Source organism: Lwoffella lincolnii (assembly GCF_037201985.1).
Lineage (GTDB): Bacteria > Pseudomonadota > Gammaproteobacteria > Pseudomonadales > Moraxellaceae > Psychrobacter > Psychrobacter lincolnii.
On the sequence record NZ_CP147511.1, the window covers coordinates 1,361,232 to 1,386,610 of the forward strand.

The following is a 25,379-nucleotide window of genomic DNA, read 5'->3' on the forward strand; positions in this document are numbered from 1 at the left end:
AATGAATTTAGGCTTGGTTTTTTCTTAATGCCATTAAGTCTCAATACCATTCAATATTGACTATTTAACACGAGTGTATGTTTGTTGACTGTCTCCAAAACTACTTTCTATAAAGCGGTCTGAGCTTTGCCATATTAATTGCGACATTCTGACCTGCTCTTTAGAAGGTGATTGGGAAGATGGTTTTGGAAGCATGGTTACAACTTGTTGATTGTCTTTATTGGCACTGGCAAACACAATGTTCACAAAGGGTGAATGTTGTGTTTTCTCATGATATTGAGCATCAACACAATTTTTACCTGCATATGTTGTGATTGTTTTTGTTTCTACAATCTCATTTGGTTTGTCGCCTATTTTATAAGATAAGATTGTTTTTTCACTATTGCTCAAATCATTTTTGCAATCTGATTGCCAAGTACCCACAAATGCTTGTGCCAGTTTTGCCAATTCTGTTGATTTGGCGAATGCGTCATGCGTTTGTATCGTGTCATAAAAATGTTGCTGTGCTTTTTGTGGGGATTGAACATGTTGGTTGCTATTGAGTTTTGGCTTTAAATGCTCAGCAAACTTATCATCATCTTTTTGTTGAATGAGGGTTTGAAAATCACCAGCAGTGAACCGCTTGGCAACGTCTTTATCAATGTCAATGCCATTTTTAAGGTCGTTGTCATTATCAACACTTTGTAGAACTTGTAGGATACGAACCACTTCGTTACTTTCTGTGGTTAAATCAGCAGGGGTAACAACAGATTTTGGCATGGTTGAACCCAGTGTCATCTCACCTAATTTAAAGGTGATGGCCTTGCTGGCATGTTTAGGATAGATGAACATGCCATTAATCGTTTTACTTGAGTTGCCATTATAGACATAGTCTAACCCCTGCACCACACTGTCAAGAAAAACCCCTGTGTTTTGGTCTTGTGAGGATTCAGCAATTCGCTTACCTAAAGAGCGACCCAGTTTTTCATCATCACCACCACAGGCAGTCAATACAAAGGCGGTGCTTGTCAATAGAGCCAAACAGAGTGTGTGATGCTTAAGTTTCATGCGTTTTAGTTTCATACGTTTTAGTTCCAGTTTTAGCTTTATGGTAATTTTGCCAATATCTGACAATATATTATTTAATGATTTAATGACACATCACTCCACGTCTTTGACATGAATTATCCATGAAATGAGTTGTCAATCAATTGCTAAGAATTAAACAAATGGCTAAGAGCCATCAGCCCATGCCAGTCATCTTATTATACGCCCATTCATGCCATTTTGCCATCAAACTCAGTTTTTATTAGGGAGATACCCTAAGAATAACCTAGCATCATCAATTAAACATGAATTAAATTTTTTGTACCTGATTGATGTCCACCTGATGGCGGTCAAAATCTTTTGCTGACCAACATGTGCCTTAATAATAGTTAATAATGTTAGATGGTTGGGCAACCACATCAGGCATCATATGGGTCTCTTAACACAATGGTCTGTTCTCTATCAGGACCTGTCGATATGATGTCCACAGGGCAATCTATCAATTCTTCGATGCGTTTGATGTAGGCTTTGGCATTGTCTGGCAAGTCGTCATATTGGGTGATGCCCACGGTTGATTCAGACCAACCTGCCACCGTCTCATAGATAGGCGTAACCGACTCATAAAACTCAGCATCATAAGCCCCTTCAGACTCAGTTTCAGGCAACTCATAGCCAATCCCAATGCGAATTTCGTCCAGTCCGTCCAGCACGTCAAGCTTAGTCAGACAAATGCCTGATAGCGAATTTAGCACCACCGCACGGCGTAAGCTTTCGGCATCAAACCAACCACAACGCCTGGCACGTCCTGTGGTTGCCCCAAACTCATGACCCACTTTGGCAAGATGGGCGCCCACATCGTCAAACAGTTCCGTGGGAAATGGACCACCCCCCACCCGAGTGGTGTAGGCTTTGGTAATGCCCAATACATAATCTAAATATAAAGGGCCGATGCCTGTGCCTGTCGACACGCCCCCAGCGGTGGTATTGGAGCTGGTAACAAACGGATAAGTGCCATGATCGATGTCAAGCAACGTACCTTGAGCCCCTTCAAACATTAAGTGTTTACCTGCTTTACGTAACTCGTTTAGTTCACCTGTCACATCGGCAACCAAATCCTTTAACGCATCTCGCCACTGCAAAAACAACTCATAAGTGGCATCAAAGTCAATGGCATCAACGCCATAATATTTGGTCAACTGAAAATTATGATAATCAATTAAATTACGCAGTTTTTCTTGGGCATCATGACGGAACAAATCAGCAAACTTAATGGCACGGCGAGCAACTTTGTCTTCATAAGCAGGACCGATGCCACGCCCTGTTGTACCAATTTTGCCACTACCACGCTTGGCTTCACGGGCTTTATCTAATGCCACATGATACGGCATGATGAGTGGACAGTTAGGAGAGATGCGCAGACGCTCACGCACAGGCACATCTTTATTCTCTAATTCTTTGATTTCTTTTAACAAAGCATCAGGAGCAAGCACCACACCATGACCGATATAACAAGTGACATCATCACGCAAGATGCCTGATGGGATAAGATGTAACACTGTTTTTTCACCACCCACCACCAAGGTATGCCCAGCGTTGTGTCCACCTTGAAAGCGAGCAACGGCAGCGGCTTTTTCAGTGAGCAAATCAACGATTTTACCTTTACCTTCATCACCCCACTGACTGCCCAAAACAACGACATTTTTTCCCATGATGTCTCCTTAAATAACAACAAGAAATGACTATAAACTGTAAAAAAAATAACGACAACTGACTAAAACTGACCACAAAAAATTAGCACAAACGCCACTAAAGAACCACTAAAAAAATAAACATCACTCATATCTTGCCCATCATATCTTTATATCTTTGTCAATACCCATTGCCCTTGCTGATGGTGTAAATGGTGGGTAATGTTATCTGGTTTATCAACTGCGGTTAATGGCTTGATGACTCGATGCCCTTGTCGACGTAATTTGGCAATGACATCTGCCAACTGGTCGGCTTGTTTGGCATTTAGCTGTTGTATGTCTTGATACACCACCCAAATCCAATGACTTGCCAAACTCTCTGTCTCATCTGTAAAATATGGCAACAACCGAGTCACGTCCATACTAAAACCAATGGCAGGGCGACTTTGCTGTTGGCGTTCTTGTTGGCGGTCTTGTTGGCAATGGGTGCTAAGCCGTTGGCTTGGTGGCTCAACTGGTTTTAGTGGCTTGATGGTATCAATCGTTGGCTTGGCTAAAGTGGCCATTTGCCCATTAAAGCGACCACCTCTTGCCACCACTTGCGATTCGTTATTCACATACAGATTAAACACCAACCCTGTATGATAATGATAACCTGACAGCTCAGTCAAATCCACACTGATGTTTGGCAGATTATCACAAACGTTATTCCCACAAGCGGTTTTGGCTTGTGATAAATGCTGATAAACACGCTGTAACTCTGCCAAACTCTGCTGAATCACCACATCATTTGCCACATCGACACTAAATTGTGCCTGCAATTTGTCTAAGTCATGCCCATGAATTGCCAACTGATAAAAATCTTGCCCAAATGCAAGGCAATGACAAAATTGCTCCAACTCAGGCAAGGCTTTATTGGCATAACATCGCATCAAATGCTCACTGGTGGCGTTGTCTAAATTGGCAAGCTCGCTTAGGCGTTTAAACACACCCACATGCCCCAAATCCAAATGCCAACTGACGGGTAAGTTTAAGTCAGACAGCAACGCATACAACACGTCAAGCAACTCAAAATCTGCTTCTATTGTGTCACAGCCGAACAGCTCCGCCCCCAACTGCAAAGGGGTGCGTGAACCAAACAAACCATTGGGCAATGTGTGAATGACATGCCCTGCATAGCAATAGCGAGCTACCGCCTTAGCAAAATATGCTTGCCCAAACTTGGCATCAATGCGTCGAATTTGTGGGGTGGTATCAGCACGCACGCCCATCAGTCGCCCTGTTACCTGATCAATGAGTTTAAACGTTTGGCGTTTAAGATCTTCTGATGCTTCTTGTAACAAAGACTCGGTAAATTCAATCAAAGGCGGAGAAACCAACTGATAACCATGGCTTTGTAACTGTTTGATTAAGCGATGGCGTAGGTATTGTTGTTTGTCAGCATCGGCAAACAACACATCATGTATGCCATCAGGCAATAACCAATGATTGGCATCATGATGAGCGATGTTATTGACTAATGATGAACGGTTATCTGGATTGTCTGACATAGGCACTGTGGTGGTGGGTTGATGAGCATTGGGTGCATTCATGGTAACTTAGGGTGATTTTAAGCTAACTGTGGACAAAACAAGGTGAGATTTGACGACATTCACATCAGCAAACACACATGATGATGGCTTTGATTGAATGTTTGGTTATATTGAATGCTTAGTTGAACACTTGAATGATAGCATAAGCGTCAGTTTTATCATACCCATTTATGCTGAGTGTTATCAACATATCATTCATGGTTTTGACAAGTCGTTCATGGTTTTGACAAGTTAAGGCAATATAGAACCAAAATACCTTGATTAGGGCATAAGTGAGTATCTCTACTGACTACAAAATTATAGATGAGAAATACTAACGCATGACCTAGCATGACCTAAAAATCCATATAAACAGTTGAATGATAGAAAAAATTATTATATAATTTTCTATAAATAATTATCATTCTCATTATTTTGCAATACCCCCATATCGTCGGCTGACTTCTTTTTTTAACAACACCATGTATGATATGTCAGTCATATTCATATATGATGGTGCTGGCATGCCATATTGGTTAACCATGATATATGAATATGGCATAAAACAACATAGCATCGCATAAAACAACATAGCATCAAGCAAATTTGAGTGGCTTAAATGGCAAATAAATCAAAATTGAATGTAAATTCTCAAACACCATCTCAAGCACAAACTCATTTAGGGTTTGAACGCCAATCATCCACAGCAGACATCAGCACAAACAACCGCACCAACATGTCAGTGGTCATTGGCGTTTTGGCATTGCACATGGGCGTGGCGGTGGGATTGTCGCACATGCCACCCATGCCATTAAAACAAACAGAACCACCCAAACCAATCGAAGTGCAATTTATTCAAGAAGTGACAGAGCTGCCTGTTGAGCCTGAGCCTAGCCCTGAACCAGTCTCTGAACCTGAGTCTAGCTCTGAACCTGAGTCTAGCCCTGAGCCAGTCATTGAGCCTGAACCGCCTAAGCCTGAGCCAGTCATTGAGCCTAAACCCGAACCCATTCCTGAGCCAATTCCTGAACCAGTCATTGAGCCTGAACCCAAACCTGAGCCAATCCCTGAACCTGAGCCTGAACCAGTCGTTGAACCTGAGCCTGAGCCTGAAATCATCACCAGTCAAATTGTCGATAATCGCCCCAGTGCGTGGGAAATCCAGCAAGAACAAGAACGACTGCAACGTGAAGCTGATGAACGGGCAAGACTGCAACGTGAAGCCGATGAACGGGCAAGACTGCAACGTGAAGCCGATGAGCGGGCAAGACTGCAACGTGAAGCCGATGAGCGGGCAAGACTGCAACGTGGAGCCGATGAATGGGCAAGGTCTCAACGACCTATTACCTTTTCACAAAGTGATGCCAGTTGGCGAAATCGACCACATTTAACGTTGCCACATAGCATCACACAACACCTAGAACCAGGCGAACAGCTCACCGTACTGCTTAAATTAACGGTGGACAAACAAGGTAAAATCACCCAAGTTGATATCGCTGAAAGCTCTGGTAACAATCGCTTTGATAGAGCGGCACAAAAACAGATTCGCTCAGGAAGATTTCGCCCCTTTACCCAAAATGGCACACCTGTCAAAGGCATTGTCATCATTCCCATGACTTATGAACACAGGTAAGCATTTTTACAGTCAGCATCTTGATTAAAAAGTCTTATTTTATCCAATATATTTGCCAACTCATATCTAAGGAGATTTTATGGATTTTATGCACTACTGGCAATATACCGATGCCATCACCAAAGTATTATTTTTCGTTTTATTCGCCCTATCACTTAGCTCATGGGTTGTCGGAATCTTACGAATTTTGCAAAGTAAAAAGCTGGCAAATGTTGTGACAGATGGCTTAACTGAGCAACTAAATGCCCTACAACCACAGCTGATGGGTCTGTCAGCTGACAGCAAAAAAGCAGTGATTGAACAAACCTTATTGCAACAAATCAGTCGTTACCGATTTGACAGTGAAAAAGGCTTATCTGTCCTTGGCACAACCGCTTCAATCGCACCATTTATTGGATTGTTTGGCACAGTTTGGGGAATTTTTCATGCCTTGCATAGCATTAGTGAAAGTGGTCAAGCAGGACTTGGGCAAGTGGCAGGACCTGTTGGTGAAGCATTGATTATGACAGGGTTGGGGCTTGCGGTGGCAATTCCTGCGGTGATTTTTTATAATATTGTGTTGCGTATCAATCGCAAAGCCTTGCACCAAGCCAACGATGTCTCACATGAACTGTTGGCAAAAAGCTTATTACGATCTACCACAAACTGACTGCCCATGCTCATTTTTCCATAAACCAACACAGTATTAGGAATTTATTATGGCATTTCAATTAGACGGTGATGATGGTCAAGGCATGAATGAGATGAATCTCATTCCCTTGATTGACATCATGCTGGTGCTGATGATTATTTTTTTGGTTACCGCTACGGTGTTAAACCCAACCGTACCACTCGATTTACCCAAAACCAGTGCCAGCGTCAATGAGCAACCACCAGAAGTCATTCAAATCAGCATTGATAAAGACTCAGGAATTTTTTGGGACAGTCAAGCCATCAGCCTTGAGCAATTACAAACTCGCCTAAGTGAAGAAGCCCAAGCAGGTAAAGACCCCCAAATTCAACTGCGAGCAGATAAAGAAAGTCAATATGACATCATCGCTCAAGTATTGGCAACCGCCAGTCAAGCAGGTTTAAGTAAGATTGCTTTTGTGAATCAATCATGATAAAAAGGTCGGTAATCCGACCTTTAAGACAATTTTTACAAGCAGTTTTTTACAGAAGGTTTTTTACAAAAACAGTTTTATGAACCAACCGATTGAGCCAAGCCCCCACAATAATCGCACCAATGTTTTAGGCACTGCCTTGGCCAGCTGTTGTTTTTTCCCATTGACAGGCTATTATCGAGATGGCTTTTGCCACACGGGCATTCATGATGTGAGTCAGCATACTGTTTGTACTCGTGTGACAGCAGAGTTTTTGCAATTTTCGGCAGACCGAGGCAATGATTTAATCACCCCTTTGCCAGAGTTTCATTTCCCAGGTTTAACACCAGGGGACTTTTGGTGCGTGTGTGCATTGCGTTGGATTGAAGCGTTAGATTATGGCGTGGCATCACCCATCAAACTTGAAGCCTGTCACGAAAGTTTGCTGGAGTTGGTGGACATTGACACTTTAAAAAAATATGCCATTTAAAAATATGCCATTTAATTGTCATTCCAATAACTGTCATTCCAATAACTGCCATTCCAACGACATTCATTCTCACTTAAAGCCCACAAACATCTCCACTACGGCTTAAAGTTGTCTTTTAAGCTGACAATTTCATTAAACACAGGTTTATCAGGTGTGTGTTCTTTGCTGTCAGCGATAAAATACCCTTCTCTTTCAAATTGAAAGCGACTGCCTGCATCCACATGAGCCAATGACGGCTCAACCACGGCATTGAGTATGGTTAGGCTATTGGCATTGAGTGCATCATGCACATCACTGACATTGCTGGGATTGTCAACACAAAACAGCGACTGATACAAACGCACGGTGGCAGGTATGCCCATACTGGCAGACACCCAATGAATGACCCCTTTTACTTTACGGTCTTCAGGGTTCTTGCCCAAGGTATTGGGGTCAATGGTGGCAAACAGTTCTGTGACTTGTCCTGTCTCATCGATGACATGCTTGGTAACGCTTAACACATAAGTGTTACGCAAGCGAATCTCTGGTTTATCTGGTGATAGGCGTTTATAGCCTTTTGGTGGCACAAGTTCATAATCATTGGCATCAATGTAGATGGTTTGGGTGAAAGGAATTTCTCGTTCACCCATGTCTATGTTGGGGTGTTTTGGCTGAGTAAGCCAAAGGGTGGCATTGGCTTTATCCCAACGAGCATTCACGCCATCTGATTTTAAGCTTTCCCAATGGCTGACTGCTTCGTTAAAGTTAGTGATGGTTACTTTTAAAGGGCGTAATACTGCCATGCCCCTTGCTGTCGTGTTCTCAAGCGATTGACGAATGCTAAACTCAAGCAATCGCATGTCCACCACGCCGTCCGCTTTGGCAACACCAACACGGTCACAAAAATCTCGCAAGCCTTCAGGTGTATAACCACGGCGACGCATTCCTGCGATGGTTGGCATGCGTGGGTCATCCCAACCTGTTACAACGCCTTCATCAACCAGCTGTTTTAGTTTACGCTTACTGGTTAAGGTATGGTCAACGTTAAGACGGCTAAACTCATACTGATGCGGTGGTTGTTCAAAGCCAATTTTATCTATCACCCAATCATAAAAGGGGCGATGGTCTTCAAACTCTAAAGTACACAAAGAATGGGTAATGCCTTCGATGGCATCGGACAACGGGTGGGCATAATCATACATGGGATACACACACCACGCATCACCAGTCTGATGATGACTTTGGTGCATGACCCGATAAATCACGGGGTCACGCATGTTCATGTTGGGGTGGCTCATGTCAATCTTGGCTCTTAGCACCGCTTCACCGTCCTTGTATTTACCAGCTTTCATGTCAGCAAATCGGCTCAAATTATCTGCCACGCTGGCATCACGTTGGGGTGATGGCGTGCCTGCCTGCTTAAACGAGCCACGGTTCTGTTTGATTTGTTCAGGGGTTTGCAAATCCACATAAGCATCACCTTGATTGATGAGTTGCACCGCCCAGTCATACAACTTATCAAAATAATCGGACGCATGACGAGCTTGTCCTGCCCAGTTAAAACCCAGCCATTGCACATCTTTTTTGATGTTATCAATGTAATCTTGTTTTTCGGCGGTGGGATTGGTGTCGTCATAACGCAAATGACAAACACCTGCAAATTCATCAGCAACACCAAAGTTTAGACAAATGGATTTGACATGCCCTAAATGTAGATAACCATTAGGCTCTGGTGGAAAGCGAGTAACAATCTGCTGATACTTTTGGGCTTTGATGTCATCACGAATGATGGCACGGATAAAGTCATTTTTTTCATTGGCATGGGTTGCGTTGGCATGGGTGTCGGTCGAATGGGTTGCGTTGTCGCTCATGAAAGTTCCTATGATTAAGTTTTTATGATTAGGCATTAATTAAGTAAGCATTAAGTGATTAAGCACATATTAGGGCGTATCGATATTATTTTTATATTTTAGCAAAATTTTTAGCCCAAAAGATATCTTAATTCAGTGGCACATCAGTGGCAAAAAAGATGACAAATGGCATAAAAATGGCTACACTTAGCATTAATTTATTGCTTAATCTTATCTCGTAATCTTTTAACTCACAATAAGGAACACAACATGGACATGCCACCAGTCGTTAAATTAGACACTTCAATGGGTGAAATCATCATTCAACTTAATGAAGATAAAGCCCCAAAAACCGTCGAAAACTTCCTAAACTACGTTAAATCTGGTCATTATGACGGCACGATTTTTCATCGGGTCATTGATGGCTTTATGATACAAGGCGGTGGTATGGATAGCAACATGAACGAACGCAAAACCCATGCCCCCATCGAAAACGAAGCAGATAACGGCTTAACCAATGATGTCGGTACAATCGCCATGGCTCGCACACAAGCCCCACACTCTGCCACCAGTCAATTTTTTATTAATGTCAAAAACAATGACTTTTTAAACCATTCTGGCAAAAACCCACAAGGTTGGGGCTATGCTGTGTTTGGTAAGGTTACGGAAGGCATGGACGTGGTCAATAACATCAAAGGCGTTGCCACAGGTCGTTATGGCATGCACGCTGATGTGCCCAAAGAGCCTGTGGTCATCAACTCCATTAAGCTTGTTACACCTTAAGTTAAAAGCCAAATCAAGCCAAGTCCAAATCAAGCTAAGTCAAGGTCAAGCGACGTGATGACTGACCCAACTTTTGAGACCTTTGAGCATCTCATCACCACTTGCCCACACCAATTACAGGCGGTGTTTGTCAGTGATTTGCATTTATCAGCTGATGAACCTGCCTTGATGCAGGCTTTTTTGGCATTGCTTGATGATTTATTAGCCCTACCCAATTTACGTCAACTGTATATTTTGGGTGATTGGTTCGATGCGTGGATAGGCGATGACAGCTATCTGCAATTAAGCGATGATGCCAAAATGACACATTGGCTCACACCCATGTTCATGGCATTAAAATCATTACGTATCCAAGGGTGTGATATTTTGGTGATGCACGGTAACCGAGATTTTTTACTTGGTCAACCTTTGTGTAATGTGTTTGCTGGGCAATTGGTTACTGAACCACAATTTATTGATTTATACGAATTGATAGATGATGAATTTGTGGATAAAAAAAACCCAATAACCAATCAGCCATCTATCAATCATAGCAACAATCATAGCAACAATCATCACACAAGCGATACAAGCGTTCATCATAGATTACGTTTGGAGCATGGCGATGCGTTATGCACCGATGACAAAGCGTATCAACGCTTACGGCGTTGGTCTCGTAACCGTTTACTGCAATGGTGGTTATTAAGCAAGCCTTTACACAAACGGCAAAAAATTGCTAATTTATTAAGACAAAAAAGTCAAAAATCCAATCACAAAAAAGCATCGCACATCATGGATGTCAACGCTGCTGCCGTTGATGATGTGATGGTGCAAGTCGATATGTTGTTACATGGGCATACCCACCGCCCTGCCATTCATAAACTTGCCAATCATAAATACCGATTTGTTTTGGGTGATTGGCAATCAGACAACACAACACAGGTATCAGCAGTGATTGGCGTGTTGGTCAGTGATAAAAAAAATGGATTAGCCAAGCTACGTTTGGTCAATTTTGCCCATCTGCTTAAGTACCCATCTACTTAATGATGGTGCTTCAGCTTGAGCGTTTTAAACTTGAGCGTTTTTAAAAAAATATTCACGATAATGTTTCAGTTCACGGATAGAGTCACGAATGTCATCAAGTGCCAAATGGCTGCCTTTTTTTTCAAACGTGTTTAAAATATCAGGTCGCCAACGATATGCCAACTCTTTAACCGTTGACACATCTAAGTTACGATAATGAAAAAATTGCTCAAGCTTGGGCATTTGCCGTGCCAAAAAACGGCGGTCTTGGCAAATGGAATTACCACACATGGGCGAGTTACCAGCGTCCACCCATTTACTCAAAAATGAGATGGTTTCTTGTTCAGCTTGTTCAAGGGTAATTTGGCTGCGACGCACTCGGTCAATCAAGCCAGACTGTCCGTGTTGTTTGGTATTCCAGTCGTCCATGCCATTTAAGATGCGGTCAGCAACTTTAATGGCAAATACAGGACCTTCGGCTAAGACATTTAAATGAGCATCGGTAACGATGGTGGCAATTTCAATGATGTCATCATTTAAGGTATCCAATCCTGTCATTTCTAGGTCAATCCAGATAAGATTTTTGCCATTTTTACTTTGAGATGATTTAAGACTGACCGTGCGTTTTTCGTTCATGTGTTTTTCACCGTGGTCGGTACGGTTGTTCATTTGGGTATTGCTATTGGATTGTTGATTCATGCCATTGACTTAAACTGAATGGTTAACATTGAATGATTAAAAGGGATTTAATCATCTGACTTATTTTGATGACCAATACAAAATACTGCAAATAACGCTATATCCTAACAGATTTTACAGGTACACTTGCATTTTATTTGTTTTTTATTGATATTTTATGACATTAATCCGACAACGCAAGCTGAACAAGCAACAACTCAGACGCATCAGCAAACAACAGCAAGATGCCGTTACGATTGATGATGACGATTTGTTAGATGGTGTTGTCATCGCCCATTATGGTAAACAGTTGGCAGTGCAAGTTACCTGTCTGCCTGCTCGCCTGCCAACTCCCCCCACAGTCGCCGATGATGAACCGCCCCCTTTTTGGCAGACCATACAACTGCATGACATATGGCGTTGTCATGCTCGCACCAACTTACCCATGCTCACTGTTGGCGACAAAGTGCGTTGGATTGCTGACCCCAATACAGGCTTTGGACGTATTGAGACGCTGTTACCACGTCAATCACTGATAACCCGCCCAGACCGCTATCATAAGCTCAAACCTGTGGTTGCTAATGTTGATGTGTTGGCGATTATGTTTGCTCCTTTACCCATACCAGCCCCCAGTCTGATTGACCGTTATTTGGTGGTTGCTCATCATAGTGGCGTGCGTCCGCTATTGATATTAAATAAAGCAGACTTATTAAATGACAGCGACCATGCCCATATCCAACATCTGTTAGACGACTACCGTCAATTAGGCTATGACACCCTAATCACTCAAGCATGTATGAATGACAATGCTTTAAATAACAATGCTTTAAGTAACAATGCTTTAAACAATCATTTAAAAAACCAACTTCATTTAAAAAACCAACTTGCTGAAAAAATGGTGGTATTTGCAGGACAGTCTGGCGTCGGTAAAAGCAGTTTGATAAATGCCTTGCTACCTGACTGTCAGCAAAGCATCAATGTCATCTCCGAAAATTCCAAACTGGGTCAACACACCACCACCACCAGCCGTCTGTTGCCTTTTTATCGTCATGACTTAACACAAGGGGGCATTGTGGACACCCCCGGTATTCGTGAGTATGGCATTTGGCACTTATCACCTGACGACATCATCTCAGGGTTTATTGAACTTGCTCCGTTGGTGGGTCAATGTCAATTCCGTGATTGCAAACACACCGACAACAGTAAAGGCTGTGCTTTACGCCAAGCGGTGGCAGATGGCCATGTGCTAAAACGCAGGGTAGACAATTTGGTGCTTTTACAAGCAGAAGCGGATACGCAAGGTTATTAGCCCTGCCTTTAAATCGTTAAGCCTTGCCCCCATTATGTTAAAATATCGCCTCTTTATTTTGATGCCCTTTATTATGAATATTTTATGAATATCCGTTACTTTGACGCTTCTTGACTTTGACGCTGTTTTACGTTTGACACTGTTTTAACATCATAAAGTTTAACATCATAAAGTTTTCATATTGAGTTTTAACGTCATTTAATTTTTTATCCGTATTTGTTTTTTAAGTGAGCCATTATGAGTGACCAATCCACCGAATCCACCTCGCAATTAGCCACCTTAATCAAGATGGGCAAAGAGCAAGGCTATCTGACCTATGCTGAAGTCAACGACCAATTGCCTGACTCCATCACCGAAACTGACCAAATCGAAGACATCGTACAGATGCTCAGCGACGTGGGCATTAAAGTGTTTGAGTCTGCTCCTGATGATGATGACATCTTGATGAGCGATGATGGTTCAGATGATGACATGGCAGCAGATGAAGCAGCACAAGTGTTGGCATCGGTTGAGACCGAACCGGGACGTACCACCGACCCTGTGCGTATGTACATGCGTGAGATGGGAACGGTGGATTTGCTGACTCGTGAAGGTGAGATTGCCATTGCCAAACGCATCGAAGAAGGCATACGAGACATTCAACACGCCATGGCATATTGGCCAGGCACGGTACAGCTGGTATTGGACGAATACAACGAAGCCTTACAAGGCAATAAAAAAATCACCGACATCATCACAGGTTTTTTAGATATTGAAGTGGCAGATAACCCCAGTGATGACGATAACAATATCCCCGAGCTAAAACCTAAGCCCAAAACCGTCGATGACGATGATAATGATGATAACGATGATAATGACGATGATATTGATGCTGACGACAGCGACGGTGATGCCGATGACGAACTGGAAGAAAACGATGATGGCAGCGGTCTGGATTTGGACGAAGTACGCACACGTTTTGAAGAAATTGATGGCTTATTTACCATTGCCAAGCAAACTCTAACAGAGCATGGGCGAGACAGCGAACAAGCCAAAGAAGCATACGCTCAACTGGCAGACCGCTTTATGCACCTAAAACTTAACAACCGCCTATCTGACCAAGTCATGGCGGTGGTGTTTGACACCTATGATGATGTCCGCAAGCAAGAAAGACAAATCATGCGATTGGTTATTCGCCGTGGTCGCATGCCTCGCAATGAATTTCGTAAAACCTTTCCCAGTAATGAAACCAACGTCGATTGGCTGACCGAACGCTTAAGTGGTCAACCCAAATTTGCTGAGCATCTAGAGAAAGTGATTGATGATGTGATTTTATTACAAAGACGCATTCGTGACCATGAAGACCGCTTGGGCATGGAAATTAAGGACATGAAAGACGTGGCTCGTCGCATCGCCATTGGTGAAGCCAAATCTCGTCGTGCCAAAAAAGAGATGGTGGAAGCCAACTTACGTTTGGTCATCTCCATTGCCAAAAAATACACCAACCGTGGCTTACAGTTTCTTGATTTGATTCAAGAAGGCAACATTGGTCTGATGAAAGCGGTGGATAAATTTGAGTACCGCCGTGGTTATAAATTCTCAACCTATGCCACATGGTGGATACGCCAAGCAATCACTCGCTCAATTGCAGACCAAGCTCGCACTATCCGTATCCCTGTGCATATGATTGAGACCATCAATAAAATTAACCGTGTGTCTCGTCAGCTGTTACAAGAGATGGGACGTGAACCAACCCCAGAAGAGCTTGGTGAACGCCTTGAGATGGACGAAACCAAAGTACGTAAAGTGCTAAAAATCGCCAAAGAGCCCATCTCAATGGAAACACCCATTGGCGATGATGAAGACAGCCATTTGGGTGATTTCATCGAAGACCAAACCATCTCAAGCCCAGTAGATGATGCCACAGCAGCAGGACTGCGTGAAGCAACTCGTGATGTGCTGAATAATCTGACCGAACGTGAAGCCAAAGTATTAAAAATGCGATTTGGTATCGACATGCCTACCGACCACACCTTAGAAGAAGTCGGTAAACAGTTTGATGTGACTCGTGAGCGTATCCGCCAAATTGAAGCCAAAGCATTGCGTAAATTACGCCACCCTTCTCGGTCCGAACATTTACGGTCATTTCTGGAAAATGATTAAATCATCATTGACCAAATTAAACAAAAAAAGCCAAACAATAAAGGCGAAAAGTGATTTTTCGCTTTTTTTGTTTGACCGTTTTTTATCAAATCATCAAACTGTTAAATCATCAAACTGTCAAATGGATTGTTACTTGAAATCCTGATGAACACCGCCATTAACTGACATGTCATCATTTATCCACATCACAACCCATTTTATAGGAACAAGCCATGACCAAAGACATTCACATCAGCAACATCAATGCAGGATTTTGCCAACCTGACATAAAAGGCAAAAAAACCGACATTCAAAACCCAGAACTTTGGAATTTTCCGATGAACTACCCCATGAGCATCATCGGACATGAAGGTAAGCATCAAGAGCTACAAGACGAAGTCAAGCTAATTTTAGGCAGCCAATTCCCAGATTTTGACCTTGCCAGCATCGAAGTCAAACCCTCACGCACAGGGCGTTTTCATTCGTTGCGTTGTCAGTTGTATTTGACCAACGCCAAACAAGTCAATGAGCTGTATGCGGCACTTGATAACGCCAAAACCGTCCGCATGGTGGTGTGATATTGTGATATATGGTGAGTGGGGTAATATTTTGGTGGTGCGGCATAACTTGTGGCATAAACCTTGTGGCATCAATAAAGTCTTAAACCAAATGCTTTAACACCGCCTCACCCATCTCATCACAAGACACAAGCGTCGTGCCATCTTCATAAATATCCGCTGTACGATAGCCTTGCTCTAACACTTTTTGTACCGCCCGCTCAATCTGTGCCGCTCGCTGTTCATCATTTAGGCTATATCTGACCAACATGGCAAGCGATAATATGGTCGCCAGTGGATTCGCCTTATCTTGCTCTGCAATGTCAGGGGCAGAGCCATGAGACGGCTCGTACAAGCCTTTGCCTGTCTCGTTTAGGCTTGCTGATGGCAACATGCCAATAGAGCCTGTGAGCATGGACGCTTGGTCGGATAAAATATCGCCAAAGATATTGCCTGTGGCAATCACATCAAACTGCTTGGGATTTTTAACCAATTGCATGGCAGCATTATCCACATACATATGACTAAGCTCAACCTCTGGATAGTCTTTGCCAACTTCGGTAAAAATCTGCCGCCAAAGTTCGGTGGTTTCTAGCACATTGGCTTTATCCACACTGCACAGTTTGCCACGGCGTTTTTGGGCAGCCTCAAAGGACACTTTGGCAATACGGCGAATCTCACTTTCGCCATAACGCATGGTATTAAAGCCCTCACGCTCGCCATTGTCAAGGGTTACAATGCCCCGTGGCTCACCAAAATAAATGTCCCCTGTCAGCTCACGCACAATCAAAATATCAAGCCCCGATACCACCTCAGGTTTTAAAGTGGACGCACCCGCCAGCTCTTTATACAAAATTGCAGGGCGTAAATTGGCAAATAAATTTAAATCCTTGCGAATCGCCAAAAGTCCACGCTCAGGACGCAATGGGCGGTCAAGGTCATCGTACTTAGGCGAACCAACCGCCCCCAATAACACCGCATCAGCTTTACGCACAATCTGTTTTGTTTGGCTTGGATATGGCAAGCCGTAAGCGTCATAGGCTTCACCGCCCAATTTGGCGTATTCATAACTTGCCTGTAAACCATTTTGGATAAGTTTATCCAATACTTTAACGGCTTGGGCGACAATTTCAGGTCCAATACCATCACCGTTTAAAATGGCAATGTGTTTTTTCATGGAGTTTTCCTTCTATTACTTTAAACTTTAACAATTAAATATTGAAATTGATATGTTGGCTCGTATTGTTGCCAATTTAACAGATAATCATTTTTTAACTGCAATGTCTTATCTATCTTTTTTTCATCTTTCAATTTCAAGATACCTGATAATGTCTTTTCATTCTGCAAGCTAAAATCAAAATAAACCGTATTGTCTTTTGACTTACTTTGATAATACATATCATTTGTTAGAAATATGGCATAGCCTTGCGATATTTCAAACTTTTCCATTAGCTTTTCAAGCCTAACGATATCATTAACAAAATAGTAACGCCCCCAACCTTGAGCACCCTGATTTTTTAAAGAAAAATTTTCGCCATTTAATTCAAATTCAAACTTCTTCGTTTTATATTTTAATTCAATAGCAATTATTTTATCATCCATTTCAACAATTAAATCAATGTAAAATGGTCTATCATCAATCAGATATGGTTTTTCAATACGGATATTTGCTTTTGGATAACACGTTTGTATTTCCCATGCCAAAGCATGTTGAAAATCCGCTTCCGAATGAAAAAAAGGGCGTTTGTTAGCAAGTTGTTTAAGAATATTTTCAATATCTATCATTGGGAAATCCTTAAAAATCAAGCCGTCAATTCTTTAAATACCCAAGGGCGTTCGGCTTTAGCTTTTTCTTCAAAGGCTTTAATTTCATCGGCGTGTTGCAAGGTTAGCCCAATATCGTCCAAACCATTTAATAGGCAGTGTTTGCGAAACGCATCAACTTCAAAAGAATACTCTTTGCCTCTTGGGCTGATGACTTTTTGGTTTTCTAAATCAACCGTTAATTGATAGCCAATATTGGCAAAACATTCGTTAAATAAGTCATCAACATCGCTTTCACTTAACACAACAGGTAACATGCCATTTTTAAAGCAGTTATTATAAAAAATATCAGCAAAACTTGGGGCAATCACGGTGCGAAAGCCATATTCTTCCAATGCCCACGGAGCGTGTTCACGGCTAGACCCACAGCCAAAGTTTTTGCGAGCCAGTAAAATGGTTGCCCCAGCATAGCGGGCTTGGTTTAACACAAAATCAGGATTTTTGGGACGCTTGGCAATGTCTTGCCCCAAAAATCCTTCGTCCAAATAACGCAATTCATCAAATAAATTATCGCCAAAGCCTGTGCGTTTGATGGATTTTAAAAACTGCTTGGGAATAATCAGGTCGGTATCCACATTTGAGCGGTCAAGTGGGGCAACGATGCCCTGTTCGGTGGTGTATGGTTTCATATTTATTCCTTTGTTCCTTATTGCTTTTACCAAATAATTACTTTTACCAAATGGCATGCTTATTTATTTATGACCATGTTGTTTATTATCTGTTTATGATGCGCATATGGGTATGACCCAAGTTTTGTTCAAACAAGTCTTGTGCAAACAAGATTGACATGTTATCAAATAATTTAATGCAATTTTGTCAGATTTTGTCATTTTTAGCCCATTAAAATCTGTTGTGCCAAATTAGGGGCATGCTCTGAGCATCACGCCCTAAACGTCAGGATTAGCCATGAACACCTGCTCTGCTGCGTCTGCCACTTGAGCCACGGTCATGGTGCGTTTGACACTTAACGCTTGTCGCCATTTTCTTGCCCCTGACAACCCTTGAAACAGTCCCAAATAATGTCGCACCATCGTCATTAATGGCTCACCATTATCCACTTGTTGTTGTAAATAAGGCAATAACTGCTCAATAATCTGCCTGCGTGTGGGAACAGCACTGCCCCATAGCTGATTGCATTCGGCAAGCAAATAAGGATTGTGATAAAAGGCTCTGCCTATCATCACACCGTCAACATGATGTAAATGTTGTTTGATTTGTTCGATGTCATCAATGCCACCGTTTATCTCAATCTGTAAACTTTTAAAATCTTGTTTTAACCGATACACATCATCATATCTTAAAGGGGGAATATCACGATTTTGCTTGGGACTGAGACCTTGTAACCACGCAATACGAGCATGAACAATGAATCGTCTGCACCCTGCTTCTGCCACCTGCTCAACAAAGGTTTTCATAAATTCATAACTGTCAAAGTCATCAATACCAATGCGATGCTTTACCGTAATAGGAATATCAACAGCGGTTTGCATTTGCTTAACCAATGTCGCTACGGTGTGTGGCTCTGCCATCAGACACGCCCCAATCTTATTGTGCTGTACCCTATCAGACGGACAGCCAACATTGATATTGATTTCATTAAAGCCATGTTGCTGACCAATCATCGCACATTGGGTCATTTGTTCGCCATGAGAACCACCCAGTTGCAATACCAATGGTTGCTCCATATCATCATGGCGTAATAACCGCTCAGTATTGCCATATAAAATGGCAGATGTGCTTATCATCTCTGTATAAAGATGAGCATGTGGATTGAGCAGACGAGCAAAATAGCGATATTCTGGCGTTGTCCAATCTATCATCGGAGCAACACTCAACCGCTTAGGTTCTTTAAAATCAATCATTTGGCTTAAGTCTCTGATGTTTTAATGAATTCAAGAAGTAAATTTGTCTACCAACTGAATTTAACATGACTTTTTATCCAAATAATCCAAACCATGATTGGGTAAGCGATATAAAATAAATCCCAGCATCAACCCAATGATTGCCAAAAATGCCACATACAAAGCCGTTACCATACCAATGGTGGCTGACATATATGCCAGTACAAACGGCAAAACCCCACCAACAATGGCATAAACGACATTATATATCACACTAAAATACAACGCTCTTATACCAGTCGGCAACATGCGTAATATTTGTGCAGGTATCATGCCAATCACCCCAGCAGAAAAGCCCAGTATGGCATATAAGATAAGTAGCAACTCACCCCCTGCCTGCAAATGCAGATAAAACCCAAATATCTGAGCCATTAAAATCACACTGCCCCCCATCAACACCAACCCAGGATTCATTCTGTCTGCCAAAAATCCATAAAACACACATCCTAACATCAAAAACCATAACCCCAAACCATTTGCAATGCCCACCATATCGGCATCAATCGGATACACCGCCATGACCAAATCAGGCAATAAGATGGCAACAATCATAAAAATACTGCTGATATAAAGACTTAATAGACCACCGATAAAAATGGCATTGATGTGGTCTTTAATGCCATTTTTTTTGATGCTATTTTTTAAGATATCCTTGGTGTGTTTTAACGATTTTTTTGCTTTGATGAAGCGATTAGCCGTATGTGATACAGACTGACCACTTTGTGCTTGCTTAATGTGTGCTGGCTCAGTCTTTAGGTAATTTTTTTGATAATTCATAAAAATCTGAGTCATGGGAATTTGACGCAAATAATACAGCAATATCATGGTCAATGTCCCAGAGATGATGAACATCCAACGCCAACCTATCGATAACATGGCATTGACACCCATGCCATCTAGAATAATGGCAAAAACAATATTAGCCACCATCAAGCCAAAAGCATAACTGGCAACAACCACCCCACTGGACATTGACAGATAACGCTTAGGTAAACTCTCAGCAAGATACACCCAAATCACTGGCACAAGCCCACCCAAAGCCACGCCTTGACCAATACGTAGCAATAAAAATAATATGGAGGCAAAAACACCCACCATGGCAGAGGTGGGTAATAACCCTATCGTAAAGGTAAATCCTGCCATCAATGTGGCACTGACCATTAGTGCCTGTTTGCGACCTTGTTTTTGAGCCAAGCGACCAACCCAAATGCCACCAAACACTCGTGCCAAATATCCTGCAGCAAATAGCCCTGCCAGCTGCATGCTAAGCACCCAACTGGCAGTATTCTCCAAAAAAAACAGCTTGCCAAGCTCACCAAATAGGTACATAAAAATCAAAAAATCAAAAAATCCCAACGCACTCAACAGCCCCATTAACAGCATCAACCATAAATGTTTGGCATTTAAAACAGACAACTCAGGATTTTCAGATAACGGCATAACAACTGACCAACTAGCAATTTACCAAATTGAATTAACTTAACTTATTATTAAATAACATCTTATTAAATGGCATCTTATCAAATCAAATTCACTGATTAACAAATCACATCTTAACAACAATCCATTAACAACAATCCATTCATGATATTAAAATCCCATACTTTAAAACCAGCTTGATGACGCAATGTCATTTTTTTGTAACATATTCGTCATTAAAAGTAACCACATCACTGATGAACCGTCATTTATGCTGTGTTCATAACAACCATTCAATGGGCAACCATGACAGCACCATCACAAACACATGATCAAAAATGCCCATATTTGGCTCGATGTCATAAGTCACCATGTTACCTGTGGCGGCATCAATGGTACGCCAATGAATGTCATCTTGTTCATCAAGGCTTAATATATAAGCGGTGTCTTGCATGGCGGTGTCAGTCAAAGTTTGGTGCATGTCTTTGACCATGGTTGGGGCATGTATCACCACCCCAAGCTCTGTGTTTAATAAGGCAGAGCGAGGGTCAAAATTAAACGAACCAATAAAAATTTGTTCATCATCGGTGGCAAAACTTTTGGCATGCAGACTGGTGGTGGCAACGCTCGGTGGTTTAAAAAAATTGCCACGCTCTGCTTTGGTGGGTTTAAGTTCATATAAACGCACCCCTGCTTTAAGCAGTTGTTTACGCCAAGGGGCATAGCCTGAATGCACCACTGCCACATCGGTTGCCCCATAAGAATTGGTTAATATGGCAATGTCCACGCCACGCTCAGCAAGCTTCACCAACATATCAACGCCTTGTTTGGTCGGCACAAAATAAGAAGAGATGATGCTCAGCTTCTGCTTTGGCTCTTTTATCATCTTTTGTAACATATGAATGATGTAAGTGTCGGTGGGGGCGGTGTTGTCAAGCTTTTGTGGCACGTCGCTTATGTACTGCATGTCCGCCCATTTGAATGCCAACGCTTGCTTATCTAAGCGTTGCATCAAGTTAATCTTACTGATTGAGTTTTTAAGTGCTTCAATGGGAGATGGCGTAACAAGCGTGGGCGGTGCCTCAACAGATGACTGATTAACCGCATCATCAGCCAAACGCTTCACATTGGCATGGCGAGATTTATCCGTTTGTTGTGGTGGCACACGAAACTTAGAATCCAGCTCCCCACCAGTTTTATCACCAATTAAGGTGCTGTCATTGGCTTGGGCTAGGATTTTGGTAATTTTGTGTGCCAATTGTGCATCATCATATTTATCCAGATAATCTTTTATTAAATCCAACCGCTCAATAAATCCCTGTTTGTTGTGAATTGTGTCGGTAACCAAGTTGCCTTGTTGGTTATTGGTTGGTTGGTTTGTTGGGTTGTTCATTTGTTTGCCAACTGGTTTATTAAACAGTTGACTGACATCATAAGACAGCTGAGACTGCCAAAACCACTCAAAGCTTAATACCACATCATCAACCACATTCCCCACCAACAATACGTCCAAATCAGCAAATTGGTTGGCGTTGTGATCGGACAAATACTCATTACCAATGTTACGACCACCAATGATGGACAGCTGACGGTCATAAGTCATGCTTTTGTTGTGCATACGCCGATTAATCCGCTTAAAATCAGCGACATAGTTTAGACCACGCCAGTTGCGACACACCATCGGATTGATGATGCGGACGGCAATGTTGGGATGCTGGTCAAAATACCAAAGTAACTCATCAATATTGGCAGTGACATTAAAATCATCAAGCAACAAACGCACCTTAACACCACGCTCTGCCGCCAGCCATAGTTCATGCAACAGCCACTGCCCTGCTTCATCATTATGCCAAATGTAATATTGCACATCGATGCTCTTAGATGCTTGTCTGCTAAGCAAGGTGCGTGTTGCCATGGCGTCATTGCCTTCGATGATGCTAAGATAACCAGACCTGTTGGGATTGGCAAGCGTCAGCTGAGTGATGGATTGAGTGAGTGTCGGTACTTCTAGACCCTGACCTTGATTGTGAGTCGCCACATCAGCATTGACATTGACCTTAACACGCTTATCAGCAACACTCTTATCAACAGCTAAATCCTTATCAGCATATAAGTCATAAACCACTTGGGTAAATGCTTGACTGCTGGGCGAATGTGGCTCATTGGGCAAACCAAAATCAGATAAGTTTTGACAACTCATCAGCAAGGCAGACAAAGACACAATCATCAGCAAACGACCAATCAGTAAGCGACCAATCAGCAAACGACTAACAAGCCCGTAACTGCTCATAAATCCCATTCCCTAAGCTTACTTAATGACAACCATATAAAAGACTGGTAACACCCTGCTATTGAAAGAAATTGTAATCTATGCAATGATTGATTCCGATAAATCAAATCACACCAATCCCTTAACAAGCTTTAAGCCAAATGATTAATAACGTTAAATGCCAAATGCCAAATGCCAAATAATAACCACCAATCTAACAACCACCAATTTCATCAAAATTGCTGACGCATGATAACAAATTTGCTTCATTCAAACTGCTTATCATTTGTTAAAAAGCTTTATATTAACACACAGTAGGTAGCCCTTTATCATGACCCAAACCAACCACTCAACCAACAAAACGAACAACCTTAATAACAACCTTGATAACAACTGGCAAAATGACGCACTCAGCCTTGATGCAGGCTATGGCGACCAAACCCTTGCCATTCGCTCAGGGCATCATCGCACCGATGAAGGTGAACATGGCGAAGTCATTTTTACCACCAGCTCTTATGTGTACCACTCCGCTCAAGATGCTGCCAATCACTTCAATGGTTCTGCGGTAGGCAACGTTTATTCTCGCCACACCAACCCCACGGTACGCACCTTTGAGAGACGACTGGCAGCCTTAGAAGGGGGTGAGCGAGCAGTGGCAACCGCATCAGGAATGGGAGCGATTTTGACCATGTGTTTGGCTTATCTAAAAGCTGGCGACCATGTGCTGATTGCCAAACAAATCTTTGGCTCAACCGTAGGACTTTTAAACAACTTAATGGCAAAGTTTGGCATTGACAGCACATTTGTCGATGCCACGGATAACCAAGCGTGGGCGGCTGCCATACAAGACAACACCAAACTGCTGTTTTGTGAAAGCCCAAGCAACCCACTTGCCCAGTTATGCGACATTCGCCATTTGGCAAATCTTGCCCACAAACATGATGCCCTATTGGTGGTGGATAACTGCTTTGCCACCCCCGCCATTCAAAAACCACTTCAGCTTGGGGCAGACATTGTCATTCACTCAGCAACTAAATACATTGATGGTCAAGGGCGAGTACTTGGTGGTGCGTTGGTTGGCTCACATGAGTTGATGGAAGCAGCATTTGTGGTGGTGCGTTCAGCTGGCATCAGCATGAGTCCGTTTAATGCGTGGGTGTTTATTAAGGGGCTAGAAACGCTTAATTTGCGAATGTCTGCCCACTGTGCCAATGCCAACAAAGTCGCTTTTTGGCTAGACCAACACCCCAATGTCAGTAACGTGCATTTCTCTGGACTGCCACAACACCCTGCTCACGAATTGGCAAAACAACAACATCACCAAAAAGACTGTTTTGGGGCAATGGTTGCCTTTGAGGTGATTGGTGAAGGCACCGCCATGCAAGCCAATGCGTGGCATGTCATCGACAGCACCCGCATGATTTCCATCAGTAATAACCTTGGCGACACCAAAAGCATCATCACCCACCCAGCCACCACCACCCATTATCGCATGGGTGAGCAGGCTCGTGCCGATGCTGGGGTAAAAGACAGTCTTTTGCGTCTATCAGTCGGACTTGAAAATGTCGATGACATCATCGCCGATTTAGCCTTGGGTCTAGACAGCCTGTGATGTCATGACCCAGACTGCTTGATGACCAGACTGTCTAATGGTCTTTTTGTTCGTGATTTTTTGTATCAATATTCCAGCATTAACCTTTAGACAGCCCCCTCATAAACCGTTATAATGCCTTTTTTATTCAACTGATTTTAGTCAACCAATCATTGACACAGTCAATCAGCCACGGAAACAATACCCATATGAATATCCAAGCCTTAATGCAACAAGCCCAAGCCATGCAAAAACAGGTAGAGGCCAATGTCGAAAAAGCCAAAAAAGAATTGGCAAATAAAGAAGTTAACGCTGAAGCTGGTAATGGCTTAGTCAAAGTTACCATGACAGGTCGCCATGTGGTCAAACGCCTATCAATTGACCCAAGTTTATTAGAAGATGATGCAGACATGATTGAAGATTTAATCGCCGCTGCCATCAATGATGCCTCTCGCCAAGCCGATGAATTGCACGAACAAGTCATGGCTAATGCCACCAGTGGCATGGGCTTGCCACCAGGCATGCAAGGGCTGTTTGGCTAAGCGGTTTATCATCTGATTTTTTAGATGGTTGTGATTTTATAGATGGTTTGTTTTGGTCATTGAT

General features: G+C 42.5%; 22 protein-coding genes. 11 read left to right on the top strand and 11 right to left on the bottom strand.

Annotation, left to right across the window (positions count from 1 at the left end; genetic code table 11):
• Positions 1 to 60: 60 nt before the first annotated feature.
• The 3 genes from WDM69_RS06130 to WDM69_RS06140 all read right to left on the bottom strand — a co-directional run bounded on the left by WDM69_RS06130 (position 61) and on the right by WDM69_RS06140 (position 4,306).
• Complete coding sequence (locus WDM69_RS06130) at positions 61 to 1,062, bottom strand: hypothetical protein (protein ID WP_143823263.1); 1,002 nt, start codon at positions 1,060 to 1,062, stop codon at positions 61 to 63.
• A 383-nt stretch (positions 1,063 to 1,445) separates the two neighbouring features.
• Positions 1,446 to 2,735 (bottom strand): adenylosuccinate synthase, encoded by a 1,290-nt coding sequence (locus WDM69_RS06135; RefSeq protein WP_078306840.1) that lies wholly within the window; start codon positions 2,733 to 2,735, stop codon positions 1,446 to 1,448.
• A 149-nt stretch (positions 2,736 to 2,884) separates the two neighbouring features.
• Entirely contained in the window at positions 2,885 to 4,306 is a 1,422-nt protein-coding gene (locus WDM69_RS06140; RefSeq protein ID WP_338755122.1) for an ATP phosphoribosyltransferase regulatory subunit, read from the bottom strand.
• Positions 4,307 to 4,904: 598 nt separating this feature from the next.
• Here WDM69_RS06140 and WDM69_RS06145 point away from each other — a divergent pair.
• The 4 genes from WDM69_RS06145 (at position 4,905) to WDM69_RS06160 (ending at position 7,490) form a co-directional block, all read left to right on the top strand.
• On the top strand, positions 4,905 to 5,918 hold the full coding sequence (locus WDM69_RS06145; protein ID WP_338755123.1) for a TonB family protein: 1,014 nt from the start codon (positions 4,905 to 4,907) through the stop codon (positions 5,916 to 5,918).
• A 79-nt stretch (positions 5,919 to 5,997) separates the two neighbouring features.
• The gene (locus WDM69_RS06150; protein WP_338755124.1) at positions 5,998 to 6,567 is read left to right on the top strand and encodes a MotA/TolQ/ExbB proton channel family protein; all 570 of its coding nucleotides are present in this window, start codon (positions 5,998 to 6,000) and stop codon (positions 6,565 to 6,567) included.
• A gap of 49 nt (positions 6,568 to 6,616) precedes the next feature.
• Complete coding sequence (locus tag WDM69_RS06155; RefSeq protein ID WP_078306843.1) at positions 6,617 to 7,021, top strand: ExbD/TolR family protein; 405 nt, start codon at positions 6,617 to 6,619, stop codon at positions 7,019 to 7,021.
• A 79-nt stretch (positions 7,022 to 7,100) separates the two neighbouring features.
• Positions 7,101 to 7,490: a DUF2237 family protein gene (locus WDM69_RS06160; RefSeq protein WP_078306844.1), complete on the top strand. Its 390-nt coding sequence runs from the start codon at positions 7,101 to 7,103 to the stop codon at positions 7,488 to 7,490.
• A gap of 95 nt (positions 7,491 to 7,585) precedes the next feature.
• Here WDM69_RS06160 and WDM69_RS06165 read toward each other — a convergent pair whose 3' ends face one another.
• Positions 7,586 to 9,340, bottom strand: a complete 1,755-nt coding sequence (locus WDM69_RS06165) for a glutamine--tRNA ligase/YqeY domain fusion protein (protein ID WP_338755125.1) — start codon at positions 9,338 to 9,340, stop codon at positions 7,586 to 7,588.
• A 249-nt stretch (positions 9,341 to 9,589) separates the two neighbouring features.
• Between WDM69_RS06165 and WDM69_RS06170 the strand changes: the two genes are divergently transcribed.
• Together WDM69_RS06170 and WDM69_RS06175 are read left to right on the top strand one after the other, a co-directional pair.
• Positions 9,590 to 10,102, top strand: coding sequence for a peptidylprolyl isomerase (locus WDM69_RS06170; protein WP_078306846.1), 513 nt, complete (start codon positions 9,590 to 9,592; stop codon positions 10,100 to 10,102).
• 57 nt (positions 10,103 to 10,159) lie between these two features.
• Positions 10,160 to 11,125 (top strand): UDP-2,3-diacylglucosamine diphosphatase, encoded by a 966-nt coding sequence (locus tag WDM69_RS06175; protein ID WP_338755126.1) that lies wholly within the window; start codon positions 10,160 to 10,162, stop codon positions 11,123 to 11,125.
• 24 nt (positions 11,126 to 11,149) lie between these two features.
• Here WDM69_RS06175 and orn read toward each other — a convergent pair whose 3' ends face one another.
• Positions 11,150 to 11,740 carry an oligoribonuclease gene (gene orn / locus WDM69_RS06180; RefSeq protein WP_338755896.1) on the bottom strand — a complete coding sequence of 197 codons (591 nt, stop codon included), beginning with the start codon at positions 11,738 to 11,740 and terminating at the stop codon, positions 11,150 to 11,152.
• A 220-nt stretch (positions 11,741 to 11,960) separates the two neighbouring features.
• Here orn and rsgA point away from each other — a divergent pair, with 220 nt between their 5' ends.
• The 3 genes from rsgA to WDM69_RS06195 all read left to right on the top strand — a co-directional run bounded on the left by rsgA (position 11,961) and on the right by WDM69_RS06195 (position 15,790).
• Positions 11,961 to 13,091, top strand: coding sequence for a ribosome small subunit-dependent GTPase A (gene rsgA, locus WDM69_RS06185; RefSeq protein WP_338755127.1), 1,131 nt, complete (start codon positions 11,961 to 11,963; stop codon positions 13,089 to 13,091).
• Positions 13,092 to 13,328: 237 nt separating this feature from the next.
• On the top strand, positions 13,329 to 15,233 hold the full coding sequence (gene rpoD / locus WDM69_RS06190) for an RNA polymerase sigma factor RpoD (protein WP_338755128.1): 1,905 nt from the start codon (positions 13,329 to 13,331) through the stop codon (positions 15,231 to 15,233).
• A 212-nt stretch (positions 15,234 to 15,445) separates the two neighbouring features.
• Complete coding sequence (locus WDM69_RS06195) at positions 15,446 to 15,790, top strand: DUF493 domain-containing protein (RefSeq protein ID WP_338755129.1); 345 nt, start codon at positions 15,446 to 15,448, stop codon at positions 15,788 to 15,790.
• A gap of 82 nt (positions 15,791 to 15,872) precedes the next feature.
• On the opposite strand, the gene leuB is transcribed toward WDM69_RS06195, so the two are convergent.
• The 6 genes from leuB to WDM69_RS06225 all read right to left on the bottom strand — a co-directional run bounded on the left by leuB (position 15,873) and on the right by WDM69_RS06225 (position 23,203).
• Positions 15,873 to 16,946 (bottom strand): 3-isopropylmalate dehydrogenase, encoded by a 1,074-nt coding sequence (gene leuB / locus WDM69_RS06200; protein WP_338755130.1) that lies wholly within the window; start codon positions 16,944 to 16,946, stop codon positions 15,873 to 15,875.
• A gap of 20 nt (positions 16,947 to 16,966) precedes the next feature.
• A complete protein-coding gene (locus WDM69_RS06205; protein WP_066888030.1) occupies positions 16,967 to 17,554 on the bottom strand; it encodes a hypothetical protein in 588 nt (195 codons plus the stop codon).
• Between the two features lie 17 nt (positions 17,555 to 17,571).
• Positions 17,572 to 18,222: a 3-isopropylmalate dehydratase small subunit gene (gene leuD, locus WDM69_RS06210; protein WP_078306852.1), complete on the bottom strand. Its 651-nt coding sequence runs from the start codon at positions 18,220 to 18,222 to the stop codon at positions 17,572 to 17,574.
• A 258-nt stretch (positions 18,223 to 18,480) separates the two neighbouring features.
• Positions 18,481 to 19,455 (bottom strand): tRNA dihydrouridine(20/20a) synthase DusA, encoded by a 975-nt coding sequence (gene dusA / locus WDM69_RS06215; protein WP_078306853.1) that lies wholly within the window; start codon positions 19,453 to 19,455, stop codon positions 18,481 to 18,483.
• A 60-nt stretch (positions 19,456 to 19,515) separates the two neighbouring features.
• The gene (locus WDM69_RS06220; protein ID WP_078306854.1) at positions 19,516 to 20,934 is read right to left on the bottom strand and encodes an MFS transporter; all 1,419 of its coding nucleotides are present in this window, start codon (positions 20,932 to 20,934) and stop codon (positions 19,516 to 19,518) included.
• Between the two features lie 259 nt (positions 20,935 to 21,193).
• Positions 21,194 to 23,203 (bottom strand): phospholipase D family protein, encoded by a 2,010-nt coding sequence (locus WDM69_RS06225; RefSeq protein ID WP_143823264.1) that lies wholly within the window; start codon positions 23,201 to 23,203, stop codon positions 21,194 to 21,196.
• Between the two features lie 310 nt (positions 23,204 to 23,513).
• Here WDM69_RS06225 and WDM69_RS06230 point away from each other — a divergent pair, with 310 nt between their 5' ends.
• Together WDM69_RS06230 and WDM69_RS06235 are read left to right on the top strand one after the other, a co-directional pair.
• Positions 23,514 to 24,794: an O-succinylhomoserine sulfhydrylase gene (locus WDM69_RS06230; protein WP_078306856.1), complete on the top strand. Its 1,281-nt coding sequence runs from the start codon at positions 23,514 to 23,516 to the stop codon at positions 24,792 to 24,794.
• 188 nt (positions 24,795 to 24,982) lie between these two features.
• On the top strand, positions 24,983 to 25,315 hold the full coding sequence (locus WDM69_RS06235) for a YbaB/EbfC family nucleoid-associated protein (RefSeq protein ID WP_078306857.1): 333 nt from the start codon (positions 24,983 to 24,985) through the stop codon (positions 25,313 to 25,315).
• Positions 25,316 to 25,379 lie beyond the last annotated feature (64 nt).